Origin of the sequence: Actinoplanes sp. DH11 (assembly GCF_020873875.1) — a bacterium.
In the GTDB taxonomy this organism is placed as follows: Bacteria; Actinomycetota; Actinomycetes; order Mycobacteriales; family Micromonosporaceae; genus Actinoplanes.
In genome coordinates this window covers 19,851-41,428 of sequence record NZ_JAHWGU010000042.1, presented here as the reverse complement: position 1 = coordinate 41,428, position 21,578 = coordinate 19,851, and the positions used below count along the sequence as shown (strand labels likewise).

The window sequence follows — 21,578 nt, the reverse complement described above, 5'->3', positions numbered from 1 at the left end:
GGCATGCCCATCCCGGGCGACAAGAAACGTCTTCCGCCTCCGCGCCTCTTCGCCGGCGCTGTCTCGGTGCCGGCGCTGCCTCCGGTCTGGTGCTGTCTCGGTGCCGGCGCTGCCTCCGGGCCGGTGCTGTCTCCGTGCTGGCGCTGCCTCCAGTTCCGGCCAATAGGGTGATCGCCGTGACGACATTTCAGATCGGTGAGGCCGCGGAGCTGCTCGGCGTCAGCCCCGACACGGTCCGCCGCTGGGTCGACGCGGGCCGGCTCGCCGCGAACCGCGACCAGCAGGGCCACCGCACGATCGACGGCGTGGACTTGGCCGCCTTCGTCCGGGCACAGGCCGCCGACCCGGACGAACGCTCCGAGGAGTCGTCGGCCCGCAACCGCCTGCGCGGCATCGTCACGGCGGTCGTCAAGGACACCGTGATGGCGCAGGTGGACATCCAGGCAGGCCCGTTCCGGGTCGTCTCCCTGATGAGCCGCGAGGCCGTCGACGAGCTGGACCTGCAGGTCGGCTCGGTCGCCGTAGCAGTCATCAAATCGACGACCGTGGTGGTGGAACGGGCACCCAAACGCTGACCGTCTCAGTGCAGGCGGGTGACGGCTGCCGCCACGGCCGCTCGTGGGCTGGTGAGTACCGGCAGGCCGGGAAGCCGTTCGGCGGCCGGGCTCATGCTCGCCTGCGCCAGCACCACCACGTCGAACCCGTCCGCGACGGCCCGCACATGCTCGGCGATCTCGTCGTGGTACCGCTCGATCTCCCCCGCCTCGAAGTGCCGCCAAGCGCCGAGGCACGGCACGGCCACCAAGTCGACCTGCGCGTTCGCGGCCGTGGCGCTCTCCCGCAGCAACGCCATCGTGGGCTCTGTCGTAGATGCCACCGCCACCACCACCGCGATCCGCCCACCCCGCGTCACCGCGGCATCCGCCATGGGCCGATCCACCCGAACCACCGGCACCCGAACCGCCGCCCCGCCTGGCCCGCCGCTCGCCCCGCCTGTCCCGCCGCTCGCCCCGCCTGTCCCGCCGCTCGCCCTGCTGGGCCCGCTCGGCTCGCGGCTCGCCCCGCCTGGTCTGCCTGTCATTTCGCTCGCCTCTTCCGCGGCCGCGCCGATGGTCGAGCAGGTGCAGACGATCACCTCCGCGCCGTCACTCTCCAGCTCGGCCAGCCGCGCACGCACCCGCTCAGCGATCGCGGAAGTCACACCACTCGCCCGCGCGTCCGCGAGCAGCGACGCATCGACCAGGTGGCGCGTGTCGCAGCCCGGCGCGAGCTCCTCCACCAGTCGCTGGAACGTCGCGACGTGGACCTCTGCCGTGTGCAGGAACCCGATCGTGGACACGGATCCAAGTCTCGCAGGCCTGCCCGACGCCACGCCGCCTCAGTCGAAGCTCACCCGGGCCTCGGGCACCCCGCGAGCCCGCGCCACCTCCCCGGCCTCGTCCTCGACACGTTTGCGCCGGCTCGCACCGAGCTCGCCGAACGCCTTGACCGACAGATCGACCCGTTTCCGGCCGGACATCCGGGCTCGCCAGACGCCGGCGATCTCCCCGTCCACCAGTAGGACGCCGGGGTTACCGATCGGCCGCCACACCTCTTTCTGCGCGGCCCGGTCGGGGAGCAGCAGATCGCGGTCGCGGGCCTGGAGCAGCGGGTCCATGCCGGGCAGCCAGCGGACACCGTGCGGGGTCGCGGCCGACTCCAGGGCGGCGACCGCGGGCTCGGGCAGCCAGGACCTGCGGCCGTCGACCCGCACCTCGACGAGGGCGGCGGGCCAGACCTTGCGGATCTCGGCGGTCGAACTGCCCAAGTATTTCGCCACCTCGGCCGGCCCGGCGGGACCGAGGAACCGCAGGTAGGTCGCGATGAGGTCGTCGATCCCCTCGTTCGCTGACGGCACCGGCGGGGCGTCGGGAAGCGGACCGAGCGCGGCGTCCTTGCCGCGTGACAGGACTTCGACGCCACCGGCCAGGCCGGCGTGCTGCCAGACGTTGCCGGCGATGTGGCGGGCCTGGCAGGAGCGGCACTCGTACGTCAACGCGGCCGGCACCCGCCTGCTCACCTCGGTGCTCGCCGCACCCCTGGCGATCGGGGCGGTGACGACCTCGCGGAACGCCTCGGCCGTCACGGTGAACGCGCGCAGCCCGAGCCCGTCGGCGTCGGGAATCTGGGCACTGTTGATCCGGGCGGCGGCGTCCGTGTCGGTGAGCGGCCAGAGCCGGCGGACCAGCGCCGGGAGGTCCTGCCGCCGGTGCAGGTGAGGCGCGCCGCGGGCGGCCCAGACAGCGATCAGCCGGTGGTCGGAAGGCTCGGCGCTGCTGCGGGCGGTGAGAGCGACCTGGGCGGAGTCGGGCATGTACTGCTGGATGCCGAGGTCGAGCACCGGCAGATCGGCCGGGCGTGCGGTGACCTGCTCGGCCAGCCCCAGGGCGGCGACCCGGTAGGCCATCACTCGGGCTCGATCAACGCTGATCATCGGCACCTCCTGCACTGCTAGGTTCGACGACCGTACCGCCGGGCTGCGACATTTCTCCGGCGTTCCTGCCGGGTGCCGACCCGTCCGTCGACGTATTCCCAGGTGTCCAGGGTGGTCGGACCGTACGGCCCCTCCTGGTGGATCGGCGGCTCACCGGTCAGCCAGTACCCGCATCGGCGCGCCACGGACGTACTCGCCACGTTCGCCGGGTCGATGCGCAGCAGCAGGCGGCGAAGCCGGAGTGTGCGACACGCGTACCCCGAAAGCAGTGCCAGCGCGCCCGACGCGAGACCCCGCCGGCGGTAGGAGCACCCCACCAGATAGCCGAGTTCCGCCTCACGGAGCTCCTCGTTGACGGCGAAAAGCAACATCTCGCCGACCGGGCGCCCGCCGTCGGCTGTGATCGCGAGTTGGATGCGGCTACCGTTGGCGCGGCCCTGGAAGGCACGCTTGAGGTACGCCTGTCCGGCGTCGGCGTCGAAGGGCGACGGCATCGGCGTCCAGCGCGCGATCTCCGGCTCGTCCAGCAGAGCGACCAGATCGTCCAGGTCGTCCGGACGCCACTCGCGCAGGATTATGCCGGTTCCCGTCAGCCTCAGCGGGTAGGGCAGAGGGTCGGCGGTCACCCTCTGAATCCTGCCCACAAAGACCCGGTTGGTGCTAGTCGCGATCGATATCCAGTCGGCTTGTCGATACGGCTCTTGACCTGCGCTCAAAAAATTATGTCGCGTTTGCCGGATCTTCCGTCAATGTAAGCTCGCTCCTTCGTGCCTGGTTGCGGCGCGACATGATCGGGGAATGCGCAACGATCCCGGGCACTGGGCCGAATACCTTTCCCGCCAGGGCGAACGCCCGATCCGTGAGCTGTGCCGGCGCGCCATGACACTCGCCGGTCCCGGCGCCGGTCGAACCGCGATCGATCTCGGTTGTGGCGCCGGCCGGGAGACGAAGGCGCTGCTCGACGACGGGTGGCGCGTGCTTGCGCACGACAGCGAACCCGGCACGGAGCCGCGTCTCTTGCGCGCCGTCGGGGGCAGGCATGAGGCGCTGGGCGTACGGGTCTGCGCGTTCGAAAACCTCACCACCCTCCCCGGGGCCGACCTGATCCACGCCAGTTATTCGCTTCCCTACCAGCAACGGCCGTCATTCGACCGCTTGTGGACCCTGATGAGGTCAAACCTGCGCCCGGGCGGACGTCTGGCAGTGAACCTCTTCGGTGACCACGACTCCTGGGCCGGCGATCAGGGCATGACGTTCCTGCGGGAGCACGAAGTCCGTTCCCTGCTCGACGGTCTGGAGATTGAGCACTGGGACGAGGAGGACGCCCCGGGCGAAGCGTTCAGTGGTCCCAAACACTGGCACGTCTTCACGGTGATCGCCCGCAACTCCGCCGCCGCAGGTCTCACAGGCGACGGGCGGTGATCTCCACTCCGGCGGTGCGGAGGCGGTCGACAAGGGCATCGCCGATCGCTGTGGCCGGAGTCAGCACGCCGCCTTCCACCTTGGGCAGCGCGTCCCTGTCCAGAGCCAGGGCCAGCGCGGACTCGCCCAGCATCACCGCGGTGGCCGCGTAGCCGGGGTCGCCCTTGGCCCGGAACCGTGCCGTGTAACGCGCGCCGGTCGTCGTCGTGGTGAACACATCCATCGTGAAGTGCCCGGACTGCTGGGTTCGCTCGCTCGGCCCGGAACCCGGTTTCGGCAGCACGCGGTCGAGCACGAAGCGCACGGGCGGCACGGCCATGCCGACGAAGAGACCGCCGAGCGCGACCTTCGTCCCGAAGGCGATCACGGGTGACAACGGCGACGTTCCGACGCTCATCACCTCGCGGTAGCGGAACCGCCGCCCGTAGGCCCAGTCGCGCAGCGCATTGCTGCGCCGCACCACGCGCGTGTTGTAGGACGCCATCACGAACGGCGCCAGGTGCCCCCGCAATGACGGATCCACTTCAGATGCCGGGAGGGTCGGCATGTCCTCCTGGCGGCCCAGGTCCGGCTCGGCCTCACGGTTGGGGCTGAGCGAGTACGGACTCGCGCCGATCCGCCGCAGTCGCCGATCCTTACTCATGACGTCGGCCTGGTAGCGCATCGAGTCGATCGTCCCGCCGCTCACGCCGCCACGAAGGCTGGTCACCACCAGCGTCGTATCCGTCAGTTCGCCGGCACCGTCGGCTTGCACCAGCGAGTGCAGCACGTGCACACCGATGTCGGACGGTATCGAGTCGAAACCGCAGGAATGTACGATCCGTGCCCCGGTGCGCCGCGCGGTCTCGTGGTTCTCGTCGATGCTGTCCCGGGCGAACAGCACTTCGCCGGTCAGGTCGACGTAGTCCGTGCCCGCTTCGGCGCAGGAGCGCGCGAGAACCCGGCCGTACTTCGCGTAGGGCCCCGCAGTCGTGATGACCACTCGCGTGCGGGCGGCCATCGCGTCCAGTGCCGACGCGTCGGTGGCGTCGGCGACCACGATCGGCCAGTCCACGCTCAGTCGTGAACGGACGGACTCCAGCTTCTCCGGTGACCGGCCGGCCAGGGCGATCCGGGTTCCGGCCGGGGCGTGTTGTGCCAGGTGCCGTGCCACGAGGACACCGACGAAGCCGGTGGCACCGTAGACGATCACGTCGAACTCGCGCGCTGGATCGCTCATGGCTGCCGATTGTGCACCCTCGATGGAGGGTGCGCAGCACAACAGTTACCTCCTGGTAGGTGGGTTGGGGAAAATCTGCCGAGTTATCCATACAAGCTCGAATCAAAGGGCTAATTTGGGGGAACAACACCACGGCACCGCGATCCAGGCGTAACGCGAATCCACGCGAGACGCGCTCGACCGGCCCGTGACCATCCGTAGGAAGCCCGCGTGGAGCGGGCACCGTGGCCGGATCGCCGAATCCTGCCGCCGACCACGGACAACAACTCGAAGGCATGGAGCGGGGGACCCAAAGGTTCTTCGGCGCTCAGGCGTCTTGGGGTGAAGCCGCGCACCGCGGCCGGGCCACTCTGCCCGAACCCGACAGCTGACCTCGCAGGCGTGGAGGACAACTAAAATGGTGCAAATCCGAAAGCACGTCCACGTCGCGTTCGGTGTAGCCGTCGCGGGACTCGTCGGCACCGTGGGCCTGCTGGGCCCCAGCGCGCCCGCGCAAGCTGTGCCGTCGGACGTGAACTGGGACGCCGTCGCACGCTGCGAGTCCGGCGGGAACTGGCGCATCAACACTGGCAACGGCTATTACGGTGGCCTCCAGTTCAGCCGCAGCACCTGGCGTGCTTACGGCGGCACGCGCTATGCCCGGACCGCCAACCAGGCGACAAAGACCGAGCAGATCCGTGTGGCCGAGCGGGTGCTGCGTGGACAAGGGATCGGCGCTTGGCCGAGCTGTGGCAGGCGTGCCAACGTCAAGGTGAGCCGCAAGGCCGTGGTCCGGAAGGCTCCGGCGCGCACGGTCCGCGCGGCTGCCGGCCGCACGGCCACGCTGAGAAGCGCGACGGCCGGCACGCGCAGCTATGTCGTCCGGCGGGGCGACACGCTCGCGCGGATCGCCAACCGGCATGACGTCAGCGGTGGCTGGCGGGCCCTTTACCGGGCCAATGCCGATGTCCTCCGCAGCCCGCACCGGGTCTTCGTGGGTCAGCGGATCAGGCTCTGAGCCGAGGACCCCATCCGGGCGTCCCCAGTCGGACGCCCGGATGTTGCCCGGGGGCTGTCTGAGTCTCGCTCATGGCTCTGACTCATTCCGGCCAGGCACATTCGGGCCGCGCCCATCTGGACCGCGCCCATCTGGACCGCGCTCATTCGGACGGCGCTCATTGGCACCGCGCTCACTCCGGCCGCGCTCATTCGGGCTGGGTTCATTCGGGCCGCTTGAATTCCGGCTGGTCGAGCACGCGCAGCCAGGTGCCGTCCGGCTGTCGCCGGGCGACCTGGGCTCGCGCGCCCGAACCGTCGCTCGGTGGCGTTGACGTGAGCGCCAGATCGCCGCTGATCAGTGTGGGCAGCGGCGGCTCAGGCTCGAGCTCCGGCATGTGCGGCAGGATTTCCGCCCAGAGCTTGCGGATCGCGTCGCGGCCTCGTGTCTGGCCGCCCGGCGGATAGGCCATCACGGCATCCTCCTCATAGAGCTCGGCGAGCCCGTCCGCGTCCTTCGCGTTCGCACGCTCGACGAACAGGCGGGTCAGGTCTTCGGGTCGGTGTGCTCTCTCGGTCATGGGTCCAGCCTGCTCTGGGCGGATGGAGAAGTCCAACGCATAGTTTTTGTAGTTACTACAATCTGCGCTCATGGATTTGCGCCAGCTCGAGTACTTCGTCGCGGTCGCCGAGACGGCCAGCTTCACCAGGGCCGCGGAGCGGGTGCACATCACCCAGTCCGGGGTGAGCGCCCAGATCAAGGCCCTGGAACACGAGCTCGGCGTGCGGCTCTTCGACAGGTCCGGGCGCACCGCCCGGCTCACCGACGCGGGCGAGGCCGCGCTCCGGCACGCGCGCGAGGCCTTGGACGCCGCAGCCGACCTGCGGGAGGCCATCGACGACGTCAACGGCCTGGTACGCGGCCGGCTCACGGCCGGCATGGTGATCGGCTGCGAGGTGACGCCCTTTTTCGACGCACTCGCCACGTTCCACCGGGAGCATCCGGACATCGAACTCGAACTGGTGGAGGCGAATTCCGACCAACTGGTGGCCGGGGTGCGATCCGGCGACCTAGATTTGGCGCTTGCCGGACTGGCCGGTGAGCCTCCCGAACACCTCGCGAGCCACGTCATCGCGAGCGAGAGGCTCGTCGCGCTGTGCCAACCGGGCAGTGAAGCAGCAGGTCAGGAGCGTCTCTCGGCCACCGCGCTCTCGGCGTACCCGTTGATCTGTCTCCCGGTGGGCACCGGCATCCGCACCGTGCTCGACCAAGCTCGCGCCGCACTGGCCGTCGATCTTCCCGTCGCGCTCGCGGCGACCTCGCCGGACACGGTCGCCGGCCTGGCCCGCCGCGGTCTCGGCGTGGCCGTTCTCAGCGAGTCGATGAGCAGCGCCTACCCGGACCTGGTCGCCGTGCCGATCGACGACGTCCCGATTCCGGCGCTGCTCGCGCTCGTCTGGCAGAACCGGACGAGCCCGGCCCTGGCGGCCTTCTTACGGCACTGCTTGGCCGCTTTCAGCTGAGGGAGTGAGGCCAGGTAAGGCTAGGCGGGAGGGAGGCCGTGGCGGAGCGAGGTCAGGCCGGAGCGAGTCGGGCGGGATCGGGTATCGGGTCGGCTAGACCGGATCGGATCAGATGGAGAAGGTGGTGCCCCCAATAGGAACCGAACCTACGACACACGGTTCAGGAATTTGAGTTTATGTATCTCTGGGGTGGTCAGGCGTGAGCTACGCCACCGGCTGACCTGCGAGAACGGCGTTATTGACCGCCCCTGACCATCGCTGCCCACGCACGGCGCTCGGTGTACCCGGCGTTGTACCCGAGACGGGACGGCTGGAGGGGTTGCCCAGAGAGTCCTCCGCGTCTAGCTTGGTCGCTGCACGGCAGCCGCAGGGCAGCCGGGGCGGCATCGTTAGGCCATCGGCCACGCCGCTCCGTGGCTCGCGCCCCGTGTGTACACACAAAAGGTGGGCCGAAAGGCCGACTGCCCGGGATGGGACCCCATATGGCGGACGCAAGTGACGCCGGGTTCCCCTGGGCTATTCCTGTCTCTGGGGCTCGGCAGCCTATCAGGAGACGCAGTGGAACAGCTCTACACCATCGATGATTTCTGCGAGCGAGCGAAGCTCAGCCCGTCGACCGCACGCCGGATGATCCGTGACGGCGAGTTACTTGCCTTCAAGCTGCGCAGCCAGATGCGTATCCCGGAGTCCGCTATCAGCGATTGGCTGACCAAGAACCGGGCGCAGACGGTGAAGGCGTGATCGAGGTCCTATGGATGGCGCTGCGCATTGTGCGCCAGGCGCGACCACTCCAGCAATGCATCAGATCGCGGAGCGAGGGCTTCGGGCGCTGCTCTGCGAGATGGCTGATGCCGGAGGTCTGCCAAGCCCATCGCTCCCTTGTCCCGCAACGTGATGAGCACCGTCTCCAGGCTCGCCGGGTAGTGGGAGCCCTACTCGCTCGTCCGGGCCGCCAAGTGTTCGGCGAAGGCGCGGTGCCGCTGCGGCACGGCAACTTCAACGCGCGAGTCTTCAACGCAGTGGTCAAGGCGCTCGGTCTGCCGGGCACCCGGTTCCACGACCTGCGGCATTTCGCCGCGAGCGCGCATCTGCTGCTCGTGGGAGAGGGCCGGGTCGGTGAGGTGTCCAAGCGACTCGGGCACGCAAGCCCAGCGTCACGCTCGACGTGTACGGGCACGTCCTCGATCACAAGGGCCGCGACGTGAGCGACGCCCTCGCCGATTTGCGGGCCGCAGCCCGAGCACGGGTAACCGGCACCGAGCAGCCGACCCCAGAGCCCGCAGCGTCGGCTACAGAGGGCGGGGTCGTTGACCTGGCCGCCTGGCGCAAGCGCCGTGCGGGGTAGCGGGCGCTGAAGGCCGATCGAGGCCGCTGGCTTACGGGCTGGCGGCCTCGACGGCGATACAGCTCAGTCTCCCTTGAACAATCCCAGTACGTCAGTGAACGCGGACAACGTGCCCATCGTTGTGGAGATGACGGCAGCGTAGAAGAGGATGCGGTTCCGCTTGCCCTCATGGATCTCGTCGGTCGGCGGCTCGGTCACTGGGGCGACCGGCGCTGCAAAGGGCGGTGCAGGCTCCTGGGGTGCGGACCTTGCCGACCTTGCCTTTTGTCCGAAGCCGATAAGGGCGAGGGGGCGTTGCCAGGTGTGCTGGTGGCATCCGAAGAAGAGGCCGGTGATGGGTCTAGTGCAGTAGCCCTTGTAGTCCTGCCTAAGTACGCCGCACTCCGACCGCACCTTAGTCATCACAAGCCACAGTACGAAGCCGACGACCAGGAGCAGTGCGCCGAAACCACTGCGGTAGTGCGTCTGCGCGAGCTCCGTTCCGGCATAGATGAGCACCACGATGACGAGGCCGAGGAGCCCGAACGCTCGGTTACGTGCAGTCGTCTTCCTTGACATGTCACCGCGCGCCTCTCCGCGACCCTCTCGCGGAAGTGATCGCGGCTTCACGTTAGGTAGCGCAGCACGGTGTGTTCCGTCCTAGATCTGACACTTCGGTGAACTACACAGATGTTCTTCTATGTAGGGTGGCACTGAGATGATCACGCCGCAGGCGGGAGTTGGTCCGGCGGCTGTTGGCCGGTGGGCGGCTGCGCTGGGTCTACCGGGAGGCGACGCGCCGACCAGTCCTGGGGGCGGAAGGGTCGGTAGATCTGAGGCGTCTTGTCAAGCGCTTCGAGACCGTGCCATTTGGCGAGCAGGAGATTGAAGCCCAGCCACATGCCGAAGGCGAGCAATGGAAGAGACGCCAAGACGAGAACGAACCACAGCCAGGTCAACACACAAACCTTCCATTGAGCCCGCGCCGAGCCGCGTGCAGTGAAAAGGAGGTGTGGGGGTGTTGACTGATGCGAGAGTGTTTTGCGCTTTCCCCAGTAAGATAAGCGGCCATGCTCGGGGGCCACTTTCAGCGGTGCGAGAGTGGGGTTTCCTTCGGAATTTTCCTCAACGGTCTGCAGGTGTCCAATCCTGAAGACCGTCCCGAGGTTATCCAGCGCAGCACCGGGCGCTCCACCGTGTCACCCGTAAGGGTGACACGGTGCGCCCCAGAACGATCGCCTGAGCAGCGCTTTTCCTCCATAGCCTGGCTCAACCGCCTACAGAGGGCGGGCCGTCCACAGAGGGCGGACAGAGAAAGGCAGACCCATGGCAACTCTCGGTCAGATGGTCCTGTACTGCTTCGACGCGGCACAGGCGAACGTCCTGGCGCAGCGCGGCACTCCAACCGGCAACTTCCGTCTTGGGGGCATCCCGGATCCGACCGCCGGCTCGGTGCTACCGGCACTGGTCGTCCACGACTACGGCGGCGTCCACGACCTCAAGGTGTTCCTGCGGGGTGGCACGCAGCACACCGTGCAGAACGTCATCGCAGGTACGGCGGGCCAGCAGGGCCGTTACTCGGCGGTGGTCTGATGAGCGTCCGGCCTACCGACCCGCACCGGAGCGAGCTTGACGCTCCTGCCGTCCCACGGGTCAGCAGCTATGCCAGCGAGCTTGACCCCAGCATCCCCGGTGCCGGAGCGCGGACAGCGGCTCAACGCGAACGCAGCACCGAACCCGAACCGCCGGTTTACGGACTCGGAGGATGACAGTGGCTCTTAGTACTCCAGCCGCACTTCCAGGTCCGGAGTCTGCGCAGGTAGTGGCTGGTTCGCGCCCGGTATTGATGGCGGCGCCGCCACGACACCGATCGTACTATGTAGACTCCGCGACTTGTGTCAGTGGATCTTGTGTCGGGCTGGTTGGCGGGTCTGGACGATGTGATGGCCCGCATCGTAAGGAGGTTCGGACGCGTCGAGCCACGCCGTCGGGCACGGGGTTACCTGCTCGGCCTGTTGTCGCCTCTGGCCGGCAAAAACGGCTGGACGATCGCCGAAGCAGCCGGTGACATCACGCCCGATGGCATGCAGCGCCTGCTCAACCGCGCCGATTGGGATGCCGACGCCGTCCGCGACGACCTGCGCGACTACGTCACTGAACACCTCGGCGACGACGACGGCGTGTTGATCGTCGACGAGACCGGTTTCCTGAAGAAGGGCGTCAAGTCCGCCGGGGTCCAACGGCAGTACTCCGGCACGGCCGGGCGAATCGAGAACTGCCAGCTCGGCGTGTTCCTCGCCTACGCCAGCAGCAAAGGACGAGCCCTGATCGACCGGGAGCAGCTCTACCTGCCCCAACGCTGGAACGACGATCTGGCCCGACGTGCCGAGGCCGGCATCGACGAGAAGGTGAAGTTCCTGACCAAGCCCGCCCAGGGCCTAGCCATGCTGGTCCGGGCCTTGGACGCCGGCATTCCGGCACGATGGGTCACCGCGGATGAGGCATACGGCAAGGACGGCAAGTTCCGCGCCGCCCTGCAACACCGCCACGTCGGCTACGTTCTCGCCGTCGCCTGCAACCAGAAGATTCCTACCACTGCCGGAAGCTCACGCGCCGATGTCCTTGCCGCCCAGGCACCGGACCCGGCCTGGAAACGTCGCAGTTGCGGCGACGGAGTCAAAGGCCCCGGCTCTACGACTGGGCAGTCGCCACCCTGCCCGACACCGGCACCGCCGAACACGGCTTCGCACGGTGGTTGCTGATCCGCCGCAGCATCACCGACCCCACCGAACTGGCCTACTACCTGTGTTACGGCCCCATCGACACCACCGACGAGCAGCTCATCCGGGTAGCAGGCACCCGCTGGGCGATCGAGGAGTGCTTCCAGACCGCCAAAAACGAAGTGGGCCTCGACGACTACCAGGTCCGCCGCTATGACGCCTGGTACCGGCACATCACCCTCGCAATGTGGGCCCACGCGTTCCTGGCGGTCACCGCCGCCGCTTCAAAAGGGGGCCCGAACTCCAACGAGACAAGCTCATCCCGCTCACCCTCGGTGAGGTCCGACGTCTGCTGGCACACCTGATCACGGCCATCCGCCAGCAAGACCATATCTGGCATTGGTCATACTGGCGGCGCCGCCATCAATACCGGGCGCGAACCAGCCACTACCTGCGCAGACTCCGGACCTGAAAGTGCGGCTGGAGTATTAGGCAGCCCAGCCGCGTCTACGGGCGTATCGCCTAGCTCGGCCTCGCAGCATGGCCGAGAGACCCTGTTCGCGCAGGGTTTCTCGGTCCTCCGCGCGCCAGTAACTCCGCGCTTCGGCTTCCCGCGCCGCCTTCCTATCGACGCCTTTGACCAGCAGCCCCCGACCCTCGTCGGTCCACGACTTCATCTCGTGGCGAATCTTCTCAACTTCACGGACCAGCTCGGCCAAGCCCTTTGGATCGGATGATGCGCCCACGTATGCGTCAAGGTCGAGCGGATACGGCGGATCGGTGTAGGGCGTGCCTCTGTCATCGTCGTACTCGATGGTCACAGTGTGATCCATCGGAAACTTCTTCCGCCGCTCATAACGGTCCGGAAATGAGTCAAACAGAAGACTGACGGAACGTCCGGGCGCAAGCATCGGGATCGGCTCACGGAGCAGGCGGGACTTTGTGAAGCCAGGGTTGGCAAGCGTAGAAGTCAGTGGTTGATCGAATTTGATGCGTACATCGCGGGCCATCGTCTTCCCGATGTTCTGGATCTTCAGGTACACCAGGAAATCGCGGAACTCAAAGTCAACGATGACGTAGGGGCGGGATTGATCAAGGCGAACCTTCCGAGCTTCGTGGGCTTGCCAAAACGCGATCGGTCCAGCAACGAAGATTGCGATGAACGCAGCGACTGCCTGCCACTCCGAACCACCCCAGGTCTCTGGGTGCACTACGCACCGCCCATCTGCCGGTTGATGACCGCAGCGGCCACATCGACGGCTACGTCGCGGCCTGCGCCGCCGAACCAATTCGCCGTCTTGCGCAGCCAGCCTTTCGTCTCCTCGTCTTGCTCTTCCTCGGCCGCGCGGTCGAGAGCGGAGACCAGCCGACTCGCCAGAAGCTCGGGTGTGGGCCACGAGCCCACCGTGCGACGGGCGTGCCCTGTGGGGCCAACGACGCCGAGGACGCTGCCATCGTCAATGTCGATGACACCGCCAAAAGAGTGGCGGCTGCTCGCGTGTCAATGCCTTAAGGGCCTTGCCCACGGAGACTTCGTCGAGTCCGGTCCGCTCAACGATGTCGTCCAGCATGGCTCTTTCCTCTTGGCTGTCGTCGCACAGCTCGACGACGGCTTCTAGGACCGGCAGATCCCGGCTCTCCCACGTGGACGCAATCACGCCTTACGAGGATAGATCTGCGCCGCTACGGCAGACGACCCCCGGCCGAGTGGTGCGCCCGGGGGTCGCTCGCGGGGCGGAGGGTTTATCCGTGCACCTCATTCGCCTTCCAGACCTGCCATCGGCCAGCAACGGCCAGGTACAGCGTGTACTGGGCGATGCTCCGCGCGTTGCACGGGTTGGGGACCTTGCAGAGCTGACAGCGCCGGTCTGCGTCGGGTGCATGGTCCAAGACCACTCGCCGGGCGATGAACCAGATTGTCGGGTCGGTTTCCGGTGGCGGCTCGGCAGGCGGATTACCGGCGTCGAAGGCCACTTGGCACCTCCTTGGTTCGAGTTATGCCAGGCTACGCCTGCTTGTCTGATCAAGTACGTACCTGTCGGCACCTGTCGGACGAGGTAGCCCTGCAACCAAGAGCAATTAGCGTCGATCTAGTGACGACGCCCACCCTGGACCCCGACGGCCCGGTTCCGCTGTATGAGCAGCTGGCCGAGATTCTCCGTGGGCAGATTCGGAGCGGAGCGCTGCCACCTAACCGGCCGGTGCCGAGCGAGACGACCTTGCAGCAGCAGTACGGCATCGCCCGCGACACGGTGCGCCACAGCCTGCGCCTTCTGCGCGAGGAAGGCCTCGTGGTCACGGTGCGCGGTAAAGGCACGTACGTGGCAGACCGCGCCTGAGCAGCGGTGATTACACCTGCGCGGGTTGTATCGGGCGGTGTACCCGCGCCGTGCAAGGGGAGCTGACCAGGGGTTTCCCCTGGTCAAATCTGGTGCCCCCGGTAGGAATCGAACCTACGACACACGGTTTAGGAATGAGTGAGCCCCGAAGGATGTCGTAGGCAGCTCACCTGCGGATATCCATGGCCAGCCGGAGCTGGGCAGCTACTCCTTTGCACCTCCTCTGGACTGCTGAGGAGAAGGTGCACTTCCCTACTGGCTCACGCGCCGGACCTCAATGCGAGCGCCAGGCGCTTCGTCGGTGCGAACGGGCCGTTTGCTTGCCTCAAGGTGATCGACACGGTCATCGGCGGTTTGGGGCGGTCCGCGCCACGGGCGACGTCCGAAGACTCCCTCCATGGCATCTAAGGTCGGCTTGATCAGGTTGTCGAGATCCCAGACGTCGTTTGCGTTGCGAGCCTTTGGTGTACGGAACTCGATGACGACCGAGAAGCGTGCTGCCTCCCACGGACCCAGGCCGGTCTTCCCAACTGCGTCGCGGACTGCGGTTTTCCACGGCGTTGTACTTGCTGTCGAGTAGCTCGCCGGACGGCCGACCACGTTGAGGACCACGAGCGTTTCGAATCTCATGGCGACTCATGATGGCCGTTACCGCGTGCGGATAGAAGTGCCGATCCGTGCCGGGCCCGCCCTGAGTGACCACGTCAGTCGGCGGCAAGCCGCGAAGCGGCGCGGCAGCGATCGCCGGAAGCGATGCGGCGCCCAGCCACAAAAGCGATCGTCGCGGCTTGGACCACCGCCTAACCTGGCCTGGACATCGAGCGGAGGTGCAGCGATGGCATTACCTCGGAAGGGCAGTCGCCTCATTGCGGTGGACGGCGTCGTGTACCGCTGGACGGTGAGGCGCAAGCCGACAAAGGCTCAGGCTGCCGGGTGGCGACTGTTGACCTTCGCGGTCGAAGTGGCTGAGTCGCCGGGTGGCACGCTGTCTGTCGTAACGAAGTCCGTGAGGCTCGACAGCTGGTACGGGCTGGGCAGGGGTCCCGGCATGCGAGCTAAGCCGGTAACGCCTCGGCTGGTGGTGTGGAGCGTGCGACAGGCTATCGCCGCGGGCTGGGAGCCCAAGCGGGCCGGCAGCAACCTCACGCTTGAAGCCGAACCGTCTGCCTGACAGGAGATCTGGCCGGTGCGCCGGCTGATGCCGGCCGCAGGCCGCCAGCAGGCCGAGCGCGGCCGGCCGCGCCGCGCTTGCGCGGCGCCTTGATCTAGTACAGCAAAATTCGGCAACGCTAGCCGAACAACCCGTTGTCTCGTCACGGCTGCTGCTTGACGCTCACGTTCCAGCTACTGCTTGACATGATCACCGTCGGTTTCTTGATCACGGCCGTTGCGGCAGCAGGCGGTCGCGGAGCTGGGACCGGTGGCAATGTCGACGTGGAACGGCACATCAGGCCGTGCTGACGGTCTTGGCCGATGGTCCGGTCGTCGAGGTCGTGGTGTCCCGGCAGAGCGTGCATACTCAGCTGCGCCGTCATGCGGGGGAAGGCTTGGGGTCCAGACCCGGTCACCGCGCCTGAACAGCTACGCTCATCAGGACCCTGTCAAGCGCCGGGTTTGATGGAGAGTTGGTTAGCTGGTTTTCAGGGACGCGGTGACCGGTTGGGTCGTCGCGTGTAGGGCCTCGTGTTCGGCGGGTGGGACGTGTCCGAGTTCGCCGTGCAGCCTGCGGTTGTTGTACCAGTCGATGTACTCGACGGTGGCCATCTCCAGGTCGTCGAGGCCGCGCCACGGGCCCTTGTTGCGGACGAGTTCGGCCTTGAACAGGGAGTTGAACGCCTCGGCCATGGCGTTGTCGAACGAGTCGCCCTTCGACCCGACCGAGGCGACCGCGCCGGCCTCGGCGAGGCGCTGGCTGTAGCGGATCGCTCGATATTGGACTCCCCTGTCCGAGTGGTGCACGAGTCCTTGCAGGTCAGCGCCTTGATTCTCGCGGCGCCAGATCGCCATCTTCAACGCGTCGAGCGCGAGGTCGGTGTAGAGGCTGGTGGATACTTGCCAGCCGACGATCATGCGGGAGTACACGTCCAGGACGAACGCGGCGTACACCCAGCCCACGCTGGTGCGCACGTAGGTCAGGTCCGCGACCCACAGCTGATTCGGGGCCTGCGCGGTGAAGTCACGTTCCACCAGGTCACGAGGCCGGTCGGTCTCAGCCGCGGGCCGGGTGGTGCGCGGTGACTTGTCCCGCAGCAACCCGCGCAGCCCGGCGGCGCGCATCAGCCGCTCGACGGTGCACCGGGCCACCCGGACACCGCGGCGCAGCAGTTCGTGCCAGATCTTGCGGGCGCCGTAGACGCCGTAGTTCTCCGCGTGGATCTGCTTGATCAGCGCGGTCAGCTTCTCGTCACGTCGTGATCGGGCGCTGGTGGGGCGGGTCTTGGCGGCGTAGTAGGTCGACGGTGCGATCGCTGCGGGCGTGCCTTCCAAGGCCCGCAGGATCGGCTGGACACCGTGTTGTTCCTGGTGGGAGTCGACGAAGGCGACCTTCATCGCGACGGACGGTCCAGCTCCGCCGCGAAGAAACTCGCCGCGGACTTCAAGATCTGGTTCGCCCGCCGCAGCTCACGATTCTCTCGCTCGAGGGCGGCGAGGCGTTCGGCGTCGCTGCTGGTGGTGCCCGGCCGGTCGCCGGCATCGGTTTCGGCCTTCTTCACCCAGCCGCGCAACGCCTCCGGATGAACCCCGCACTGGTCGGCGATCCGCCGGATCGCACCGACCGCGGACGCCGGGTCCCGACGGGCCTCGATCGCCAACCGGGTCGCACGCTCACGCAGATCATCGGGGTACTTCTTCGGTGCCGCCATCGTTGAATCTTCTCCCAGGTTTCGATGTCTCCATCAAACCCGGGGCGGAACACCCGTCAGAGATGCAGGCGTTGATGTGCCAACTGCGCCGGCACCACCCGAAGCGGAACTCACGCCGCAACCGGCAATGCCCGCCATCCAAAAGTCCTTAACGTCCAACGTTGCGAACGAGCCTGAGTCCGCGGCGAAGGCGAACACTGACGACGCCACACCACCATCCGCAGCCTGGCCCCGCTCGGGCCGACGGCCTGTGGCCAAAGCACTAGCTGCGGCGGCACAGCGAGTCGATGCGCTATAGTGCCACCCGCCGCATCGAGCCCCGTGCGTCTGGCAAACTTAGCCGCATGGTGACCATAGGTACCCCAGGCGCTGCCGAAGTTGCAGACCTCAAGATCGCATGACGAGTGTGATCAACGACAGCAGCTTGCCGTCGGGCGTTCGCGCAGTCACCCCTAACCGCCAGCTTGCCCCGCGGCATCAGGGCGATCCGTCAGAAGACGAGCAGCTAGTTCGCAAGCTTGCCTCCTGGTGTCGCGCTAACTATCAAAATGCAATGCCGGAGAGTGAAGTCCCTGGACCTACTGATCGAGAGCGCGGGCTCCTTGCGGCGCTCGGTGGAGTTGCTCGATCACTCATTCTTCCCCACGGACAGAATACCTTCGAGCTGTTGCCGGAGTCGGTGGCAAGCTGGGTAGGCCGCGGACCATTGCTAACTCAGGATCTGCTAAGGAATCTTCAGGCCGCTCTTGCGCGCGACAGCGATCCACTAGCGCAGGTGTATGAACGCCTAGTCTCCGCTCCAAGGCGTCGCCCATTAGGAACCTTCTTTACCCCCACAGCTATCTCGGCATACATGAAGGACCTAGTCCGAGATCGCATCCCGCACGCTCCGCGAACAATCGCAGATCCTGGCGCTGGAGTGGGAGCGTTCACTAGAGCCGCGTTAGAAACATGGCCGAAATCTGAGGTACACGCCGTCGATGTGAACGTGGTTACCTTAGGCCTACTTGCCGCCACGCCCACAATTGCAAAAGGCCTCTCTCGCAATCTCACGCTACACCACTCGGACTTCCTTCAATGGCTCGACAGCACTTGGTCACAGACAGCAGGGCCTCGACTGATCTGGGGGAATCCGCCCTACACGAGACACCAGGGACTTTCTGCGGAAGTCAAGAACTTCGCCAAGTATGCTTCCGGAGATTTAGCTCCCGGCGGACGTGCAGGACTATCCACATACTTTCTGGCCGCGTCATTAGCTAAGCTCCAGCCGAAGGATAGCCTGTGCCTACTCCTTCCATCCAACTGGCTCGAAGCGGGGTACGCCAGTAACCTACGCGAGCACCTGTGGAGAAGCGTAAGGCGTTCGGTTGAACTTCACATCTTTCCCCACGAGCTAGACCTATTTCCCATCGCATCGGTCGCAGCAATGGTGATTTGGGTAGGTCCTGAGCGACGACTAAGTTCGCCACTTGTGATCCGCCGCCTGGCGGGTGACCTTGAGTCGGGATTCTCGACAATCAACCATCAGGAGGTTGAACGAAAAGGCCCAACACCAGCGAACTTCTACTTCGCCAGCGCACGTAAGCCCACGCTTTTATCGGAGGAGCCTTCCGTTCCACTAGCTTCCGTCGCTCAAATTCGCCGAGGCGTGGCTACCGGTTGCAACAACTTCTTCTTATTAACTGATGAGCAAGTACAAGGCATGCCCCCTGAAACATATGTTAGAGCGGCAACACGCCTTCGAAATGTTGTCTCAGACAGGCTTGACGAAGACGCTCACGACCTCATGGGGAGGCAGGGTTTCCGACGCTGGCTTCTTTGGATCAGCGAGGCGGACGCGAAGAATCCGGTCATTGCTAAGATTCTAAGTGAAGGGGAGAAATCGCTGGTGCATATGGCCCACTTGTGTGCAGCAAGAAGGCCATGGTACGCCCTCGAAAGAATTCCCGTGCCGGATCTCCTATTTGGGCCAATGGGTAAGGGCAAGTTTCGGCTTCTCAATAACGATGTTGGAGCCATACCTACCAATACCTTCTATGGGATCAAACTCAGAAGGAAGCTGCCCTCCTCTGAGCCGCTAGAGGCTCTTGCTGCATGGATTCGAGGAGCGTCGGGCCAGGATGCGCTGATCGAGTCGTCCAGGCAACACGGAAGCGGGACACTGAAGATCGAACCTCGCGACCTAGCTAGCCTGCGCATCCCTGCCTCGTTGGCCTCCGCCCTAGACCCGGCGTAGCCGCAACGCTACGCTCGGCACAACACGAAGGGAGCGCTCGTGGCGGTGAACGACATCCAAGAGTCGTTCGGCTTTTCGGTCGATACTCATCTGTTTCGGGAACTGGGCGAACTCCTAGTCGGCCGTGACAGCACTGCCTTGATGGAGTTAATCAAAAACGCGTATGACGCTGACGCTACTGAAGTAGTGGTTCGCGGAGAGGACCTGCGCAGCCCAACCGGCGCAATCATCGTACGTGATGATGGAATCGGTATGACACCTGAAATTTTCAGGGGGGCTTTCCTTCGTATTGCAGGACGATATAAGGAAAAAGGCAGCAAGCTTAGCCCCGTTTATGGGCGTTCATACACAGGCGCTAAAGGTGTCGGCCGACTCAGCGCCCACAAGCTTGCCCGCCGACTCAACATTCACTCGGTACCTCGCGAGCTGGGGCATGAAAAATCAGACCTCCGCGGTGTCGACGCCACCATCGACTGGCAAAGCGTTGAGGATGACTACGAAACGCTAGAGGATGCGCGACAGGGCCTTCGCGTTGACATCTTTCCCGTCGGGCCGGAACAGGCATGGGGAACGCAACTAATTTTGGACGGGCTGCGCCAGCAATGGACTTCACGCGCCCTTACAACATTCGTTTCGCAAATATCGTCATGCATCCCCCCATCTGAGCTGACTAGCACGCCACCTCCTTCCTTGTTTGCGTCACAAGCGCTACTCGGCGACATGGTTGTGTCCTCTCGCCGGCCGGACGATCCAGGTTTTACAATCAAGTTTGAAGGCGATCTCGATGCGGGCGAGGATCTCTGGCCGCAGCTACTAGAGCAGACCGACTGGCTTGTTGAAATTGTCGCTAGCCCAGAGGGTGTTTTGTTCAACATCCAACCCTCTCGAAGCCAAGCAAAAGATGTCAACGTTGATCAAAATTACCAGCTGCGTCGCGATCATCCTGATCCCAATAACGGCCCATTCTTTAGCGCGCGGATCTATGCTCGCGTCGGCCCAGTACGAGGGATAGGTACAAGGACCTCCTCCCTCAAGCGCTTCGCGCGCACTTCGCGAGGGGTTCGCGTATATGTCGAGGGATTTAGGGTCCTTCCATATGGCGATCTCGGCGATGACTGGCTGAACCTTGACCGCGACTATGCTAGGAGACAACGCGAGTTCGAGATCGAGCTCGACGATGACTCAACACGCCTGCTAGGTCCTGTCGAGAAAGAGACATTTTTTACTCAAGGCAATGACCAGTATGTAGGCGCCGTATTTATGACTACGGCTGGCGCATCATCATTACGCCCCGTAGTCAACCGCGAAGGGTTTGTGCAAGATGCCGCCTTCGAGGTATTACGGGAGCTAGTCCGTAACGGTGTTGATCTGCTGACACGTGTACGGGCTTCATACACACGCTCTGAAAACGTTCGTAAACTCCAGATGCTGAGAAGTGGAATCACTTCGGATGAAGCGCCTGCACCGGCCCAACCGGCAGAGACAGCTGGAGGCCAAGAGAAGGACCGCGGTGAGATCGCCGCATCGCGGCCGACAGATGCGGATTCTGAAACGCCTACCGCGGCTATAGACAATTTGTCGTTACCAATTTCAGTTACACGACGAGAGATCAAAAATCTGAGGGAACAACTAGGTGTCGAATCTGGAGCGTCCCCCCGATTAGAGATTATCGAACGCGCCATTGATTACATCGAAGAGGCGCAACGCGGCGATGAAGGACGCGCCACACTCCAGATCCTGGCTGGCGTTGGCCTGCAGCTCGCGGCATTTGTTCATGATATCAACGGCATCCTCGGCCTTGCGCAATCCATCCGCATACTCGCCCAGGCTGCACAGCACGAGGAGAAGCCGACTCAGCAAAAGAAGTTGCTTCGCGATTTAGAGAATGCCACAGAAGAGCTTGTGCAATCTCTTTCGCGGCAAAGCAGTTACCTAGTTGAGGTGGTCGGGCCCGACGCCAGACGCCGACGACGACGAATCCCTTACCCGCAGATCGTTGAGCCAAGCCTCCGTCTCTTGACCTCCACTTTGGCGGCAAGACGTATTGAGGTGATTAGAGACGTAGACCAAAACGCCCGAACGCCGCCAATGTTTCCCGCTGAGATCACGATTATCCTAACGAATATCCTCACTAACGCCGTTAAAGCCTCAAGCGAGAAGGGTCGCATCCTGGTGCATGCGTCGTCAGATCTCGACGGCGGACTGGTGCTGAGAGTAGAGAATACTGGGAGTCGGGTCGATCTGAAGAACAGCGAGCGCTGGTTCCGGCCCTTCGAGTCCACTACGACGGAAGTGGACATAGTGCTAGGTCAAGGAATGGGTATGGGCCTGCCTATTGTGCGCAGACTTGTATCCGAGTACAACGGTAGCGCGCGATTCGTAGCCCCATCTCCAGAGTATGACTCAGCTGTTGAAGTTCGAGTACCCGGCCGGAGGATAGGTCAGTGAGCGTTGAGACCCCCCGCGTCCTCATAATTGACGA

General features: G+C 65.0%; 21 protein-coding genes, 1 pseudogene and 1 riboswitch. Of the genes and pseudogenes, 11 read left to right on the top strand and 11 right to left on the bottom strand.

Annotated features, from left to right (window positions below; translation table 11 throughout):
- Positions 1–176: 176 nt before the first annotated feature.
- Entirely contained in the window at positions 177–575 is a 399-nt protein-coding gene (locus LPA41_RS37735; RefSeq protein ID WP_229076084.1) for a molybdopterin-binding protein, read from the top strand.
- A gap of 5 nt (positions 576–580) precedes the next feature.
- Here the strand turns inward: LPA41_RS37735 and LPA41_RS37730 are convergent, their stop codons facing one another.
- Genes LPA41_RS37730 through LPA41_RS37720 form a run of 3 tightly spaced genes read right to left on the bottom strand, consistent with a single transcriptional unit; the run spans position 581 to position 3,099 of the window.
- Positions 581–1,339, bottom strand: a complete 759-nt coding sequence (locus tag LPA41_RS37730) for a hypothetical protein (RefSeq protein WP_229076083.1) — start codon at positions 1,337–1,339, stop codon at positions 581–583.
- Positions 1,340–1,378: 39 nt separating this feature from the next.
- Positions 1,379–2,473: a DNA glycosylase AlkZ-like family protein gene (locus tag LPA41_RS37725; protein WP_229076082.1), complete on the bottom strand. Its 1,095-nt coding sequence runs from the start codon at positions 2,471–2,473 to the stop codon at positions 1,379–1,381.
- Positions 2,474–2,490: 17 nt separating this feature from the next.
- Positions 2,491–3,099: a GNAT family N-acetyltransferase gene (locus LPA41_RS37720; protein WP_229076081.1), complete on the bottom strand. Its 609-nt coding sequence runs from the start codon at positions 3,097–3,099 to the stop codon at positions 2,491–2,493.
- 172 nt (positions 3,100–3,271) lie between these two features.
- Here LPA41_RS37720 and LPA41_RS37715 point away from each other — a divergent pair, with 172 nt between their 5' ends.
- Positions 3,272–3,895, top strand: coding sequence for a trans-aconitate 2-methyltransferase (locus tag LPA41_RS37715; RefSeq protein WP_229076080.1), 624 nt, complete (start codon positions 3,272–3,274; stop codon positions 3,893–3,895).
- Here the strand turns inward: LPA41_RS37715 and LPA41_RS37710 are convergent.
- Positions 3,876–5,114 (bottom strand): trans-acting enoyl reductase family protein, encoded by a 1,239-nt coding sequence (locus LPA41_RS37710; protein ID WP_229076079.1) that lies wholly within the window; start codon positions 5,112–5,114, stop codon positions 3,876–3,878. The genes LPA41_RS37715 and LPA41_RS37710 overlap by 20 nt on opposite strands.
- A gap of 224 nt (positions 5,115–5,338) precedes the next feature.
- Positions 5,339–5,511, top strand: a riboswitch (cyclic di-AMP (ydaO/yuaA leader).
- On the opposite strand from LPA41_RS37710, the gene LPA41_RS37705 reads away from it, so the two are divergent.
- Entirely contained in the window at positions 5,512–6,111 is a 600-nt protein-coding gene (locus LPA41_RS37705) for a transglycosylase family protein (RefSeq protein WP_229076078.1), read from the top strand. It abuts the riboswitch before it with no gap.
- Between the two features lie 202 nt (positions 6,112–6,313).
- On the opposite strand, the gene LPA41_RS37700 is transcribed toward LPA41_RS37705, so the two are convergent.
- Positions 6,314–6,670 carry a nuclear transport factor 2 family protein gene (locus LPA41_RS37700; RefSeq protein ID WP_229076077.1) on the bottom strand — a complete coding sequence of 119 codons (357 nt, stop codon included), beginning with the start codon at positions 6,668–6,670 and terminating at the stop codon, positions 6,314–6,316.
- Between the two features lie 70 nt (positions 6,671–6,740).
- Here LPA41_RS37700 and LPA41_RS37695 point away from each other — a divergent pair, with 70 nt between their 5' ends.
- The 3 genes from LPA41_RS37695 to LPA41_RS37685 all read left to right on the top strand — a co-directional run bounded on the left by LPA41_RS37695 (position 6,741) and on the right by LPA41_RS37685 (position 8,818).
- A complete protein-coding gene (locus LPA41_RS37695) occupies positions 6,741–7,613 on the top strand; it encodes a LysR family transcriptional regulator (protein ID WP_229076076.1) in 873 nt (290 codons plus the stop codon).
- Positions 7,614–8,171: 558 nt separating this feature from the next.
- Entirely contained in the window at positions 8,172–8,354 is a 183-nt protein-coding gene (locus LPA41_RS37690) for a helix-turn-helix domain-containing protein (protein ID WP_229076075.1), read from the top strand.
- A gap of 233 nt (positions 8,355–8,587) precedes the next feature.
- Complete coding sequence (locus LPA41_RS37685) at positions 8,588–8,818, top strand: hypothetical protein (protein WP_229076074.1); 231 nt, start codon at positions 8,588–8,590, stop codon at positions 8,816–8,818.
- 203 nt (positions 8,819–9,021) lie between these two features.
- Here LPA41_RS37685 and LPA41_RS37680 read toward each other — a convergent pair whose 3' ends face one another.
- Positions 9,022–9,516 carry a hypothetical protein gene (locus LPA41_RS37680; RefSeq protein WP_229076073.1) on the bottom strand — a complete coding sequence of 165 codons (495 nt, stop codon included), beginning with the start codon at positions 9,514–9,516 and terminating at the stop codon, positions 9,022–9,024.
- Positions 9,517–10,263: 747 nt separating this feature from the next.
- On the opposite strand from LPA41_RS37680, the gene LPA41_RS37675 reads away from it, so the two are divergent.
- Together LPA41_RS37675 and LPA41_RS37670 are read left to right on the top strand one after the other, a co-directional pair.
- Positions 10,264–10,530 carry a hypothetical protein gene (locus tag LPA41_RS37675; RefSeq protein WP_229076072.1) on the top strand — a complete coding sequence of 89 codons (267 nt, stop codon included), beginning with the start codon at positions 10,264–10,266 and terminating at the stop codon, positions 10,528–10,530.
- A 350-nt stretch (positions 10,531–10,880) separates the two neighbouring features.
- Positions 10,881–12,022: pseudogene (locus LPA41_RS37670) on the top strand (IS701 family transposase).
- Positions 12,023–12,145: 123 nt separating this feature from the next.
- Here the strand turns inward: LPA41_RS37670 and LPA41_RS37665 are convergent.
- The 3 genes from LPA41_RS37665 to LPA41_RS37655 form a co-directional block, all read right to left on the bottom strand.
- Positions 12,146–12,868, bottom strand: a complete 723-nt coding sequence (locus LPA41_RS37665; RefSeq protein ID WP_229076071.1) for a hypothetical protein — start codon at positions 12,866–12,868, stop codon at positions 12,146–12,148.
- Positions 12,868–13,062 (bottom strand): hypothetical protein, encoded by a 195-nt coding sequence (locus tag LPA41_RS37660; RefSeq protein ID WP_229076070.1) that lies wholly within the window; start codon positions 13,060–13,062, stop codon positions 12,868–12,870. The genes LPA41_RS37665 and LPA41_RS37660 overlap by 1 nt, the downstream gene beginning before the upstream one ends.
- Before the next feature lie 338 nt (positions 13,063–13,400).
- Positions 13,401–13,631, bottom strand: coding sequence for a hypothetical protein (locus LPA41_RS37655; RefSeq protein WP_229076069.1), 231 nt, complete (start codon positions 13,629–13,631; stop codon positions 13,401–13,403).
- A 119-nt stretch (positions 13,632–13,750) separates the two neighbouring features.
- Between LPA41_RS37655 and LPA41_RS37650 the strand changes: the two genes are divergently transcribed.
- Positions 13,751–13,996, top strand: a complete 246-nt coding sequence (locus LPA41_RS37650; RefSeq protein WP_229076068.1) for a GntR family transcriptional regulator — start codon at positions 13,751–13,753, stop codon at positions 13,994–13,996.
- 252 nt (positions 13,997–14,248) lie between these two features.
- On the opposite strand, the gene LPA41_RS37645 is transcribed toward LPA41_RS37650, so the two are convergent.
- Both LPA41_RS37645 and LPA41_RS37640 read right to left on the bottom strand, forming a co-directional pair.
- Positions 14,249–14,626, bottom strand: a complete 378-nt coding sequence (locus LPA41_RS37645; protein ID WP_229076067.1) for a RusA family crossover junction endodeoxyribonuclease — start codon at positions 14,624–14,626, stop codon at positions 14,249–14,251.
- A gap of 999 nt (positions 14,627–15,625) precedes the next feature.
- A protein-coding gene (locus tag LPA41_RS37640) for an IS3 family transposase (RefSeq protein WP_229076066.1) occupies positions 15,626–16,860 on the bottom strand; the annotation gives its coding sequence in 2 pieces (ribosomal slippage) (positions 15,626–16,581 and positions 16,581–16,860; 1,236 coding nt in all).
- Between the two features lie 397 nt (positions 16,861–17,257).
- Here LPA41_RS37640 and LPA41_RS43465 point away from each other — a divergent pair.
- Together LPA41_RS43465 and LPA41_RS37635 are read left to right on the top strand one after the other, a co-directional pair.
- Positions 17,258–19,096, top strand: a complete 1,839-nt coding sequence (locus LPA41_RS43465) for an Eco57I restriction-modification methylase domain-containing protein (RefSeq protein WP_374238268.1) — start codon at positions 17,258–17,260, stop codon at positions 19,094–19,096.
- A 39-nt stretch (positions 19,097–19,135) separates the two neighbouring features.
- Positions 19,136–21,544, top strand: coding sequence for a sensor histidine kinase (locus LPA41_RS37635; RefSeq protein ID WP_229076065.1), 2,409 nt, complete (start codon positions 19,136–19,138; stop codon positions 21,542–21,544).
- Positions 21,545–21,578 lie beyond the last annotated feature (34 nt).

What these genes read in the sequence shown, in the direction of transcription:
- LPA41_RS37705 (WP_229076078.1), top strand. Translation starts at nt 5,512, where the DNA reads ATGGTGCAAATCCGAAAGCACGTCCACGTCGCGTTCGGTGTAGCCGTC.
- LPA41_RS37715 (WP_229076080.1), top strand. Translation starts at nt 3,272, where the DNA reads ATGCGCAACGATCCCGGGCACTGGGCCGAATACCTTTCCCGCCAGGGC.
- LPA41_RS37680 (WP_229076073.1), bottom strand. Translation starts at nt 9,516, where the DNA reads ATGTCAAGGAAGACGACTGCACGTAACCGAGCGTTCGGGCTCCTCGGC.
- LPA41_RS37695 (WP_229076076.1), top strand. Translation starts at nt 6,741, where the DNA reads ATGGATTTGCGCCAGCTCGAGTACTTCGTCGCGGTCGCCGAGACGGCC.
- LPA41_RS37675 (WP_229076072.1), top strand. Translation starts at nt 10,264, where the DNA reads ATGGCAACTCTCGGTCAGATGGTCCTGTACTGCTTCGACGCGGCACAG.
- LPA41_RS37710 (WP_229076079.1), bottom strand. Translation starts at nt 5,114, where the DNA reads ATGAGCGATCCAGCGCGCGAGTTCGACGTGATCGTCTACGGTGCCACC.
- LPA41_RS37645 (WP_229076067.1), bottom strand. Translation starts at nt 14,626, where the DNA reads ATGAGATTCGAAACGCTCGTGGTCCTCAACGTGGTCGGCCGTCCGGCG.
- LPA41_RS37725 (WP_229076082.1), bottom strand. Translation starts at nt 2,473, where the DNA reads ATGATCAGCGTTGATCGAGCCCGAGTGATGGCCTACCGGGTCGCCGCC.
- LPA41_RS37700 (WP_229076077.1), bottom strand. Translation starts at nt 6,670, where the DNA reads ATGACCGAGAGAGCACACCGACCCGAAGACCTGACCCGCCTGTTCGTC.
- LPA41_RS43465 (WP_374238268.1), top strand. Translation starts at nt 17,258, where the DNA reads ATGACGAGTGTGATCAACGACAGCAGCTTGCCGTCGGGCGTTCGCGCA.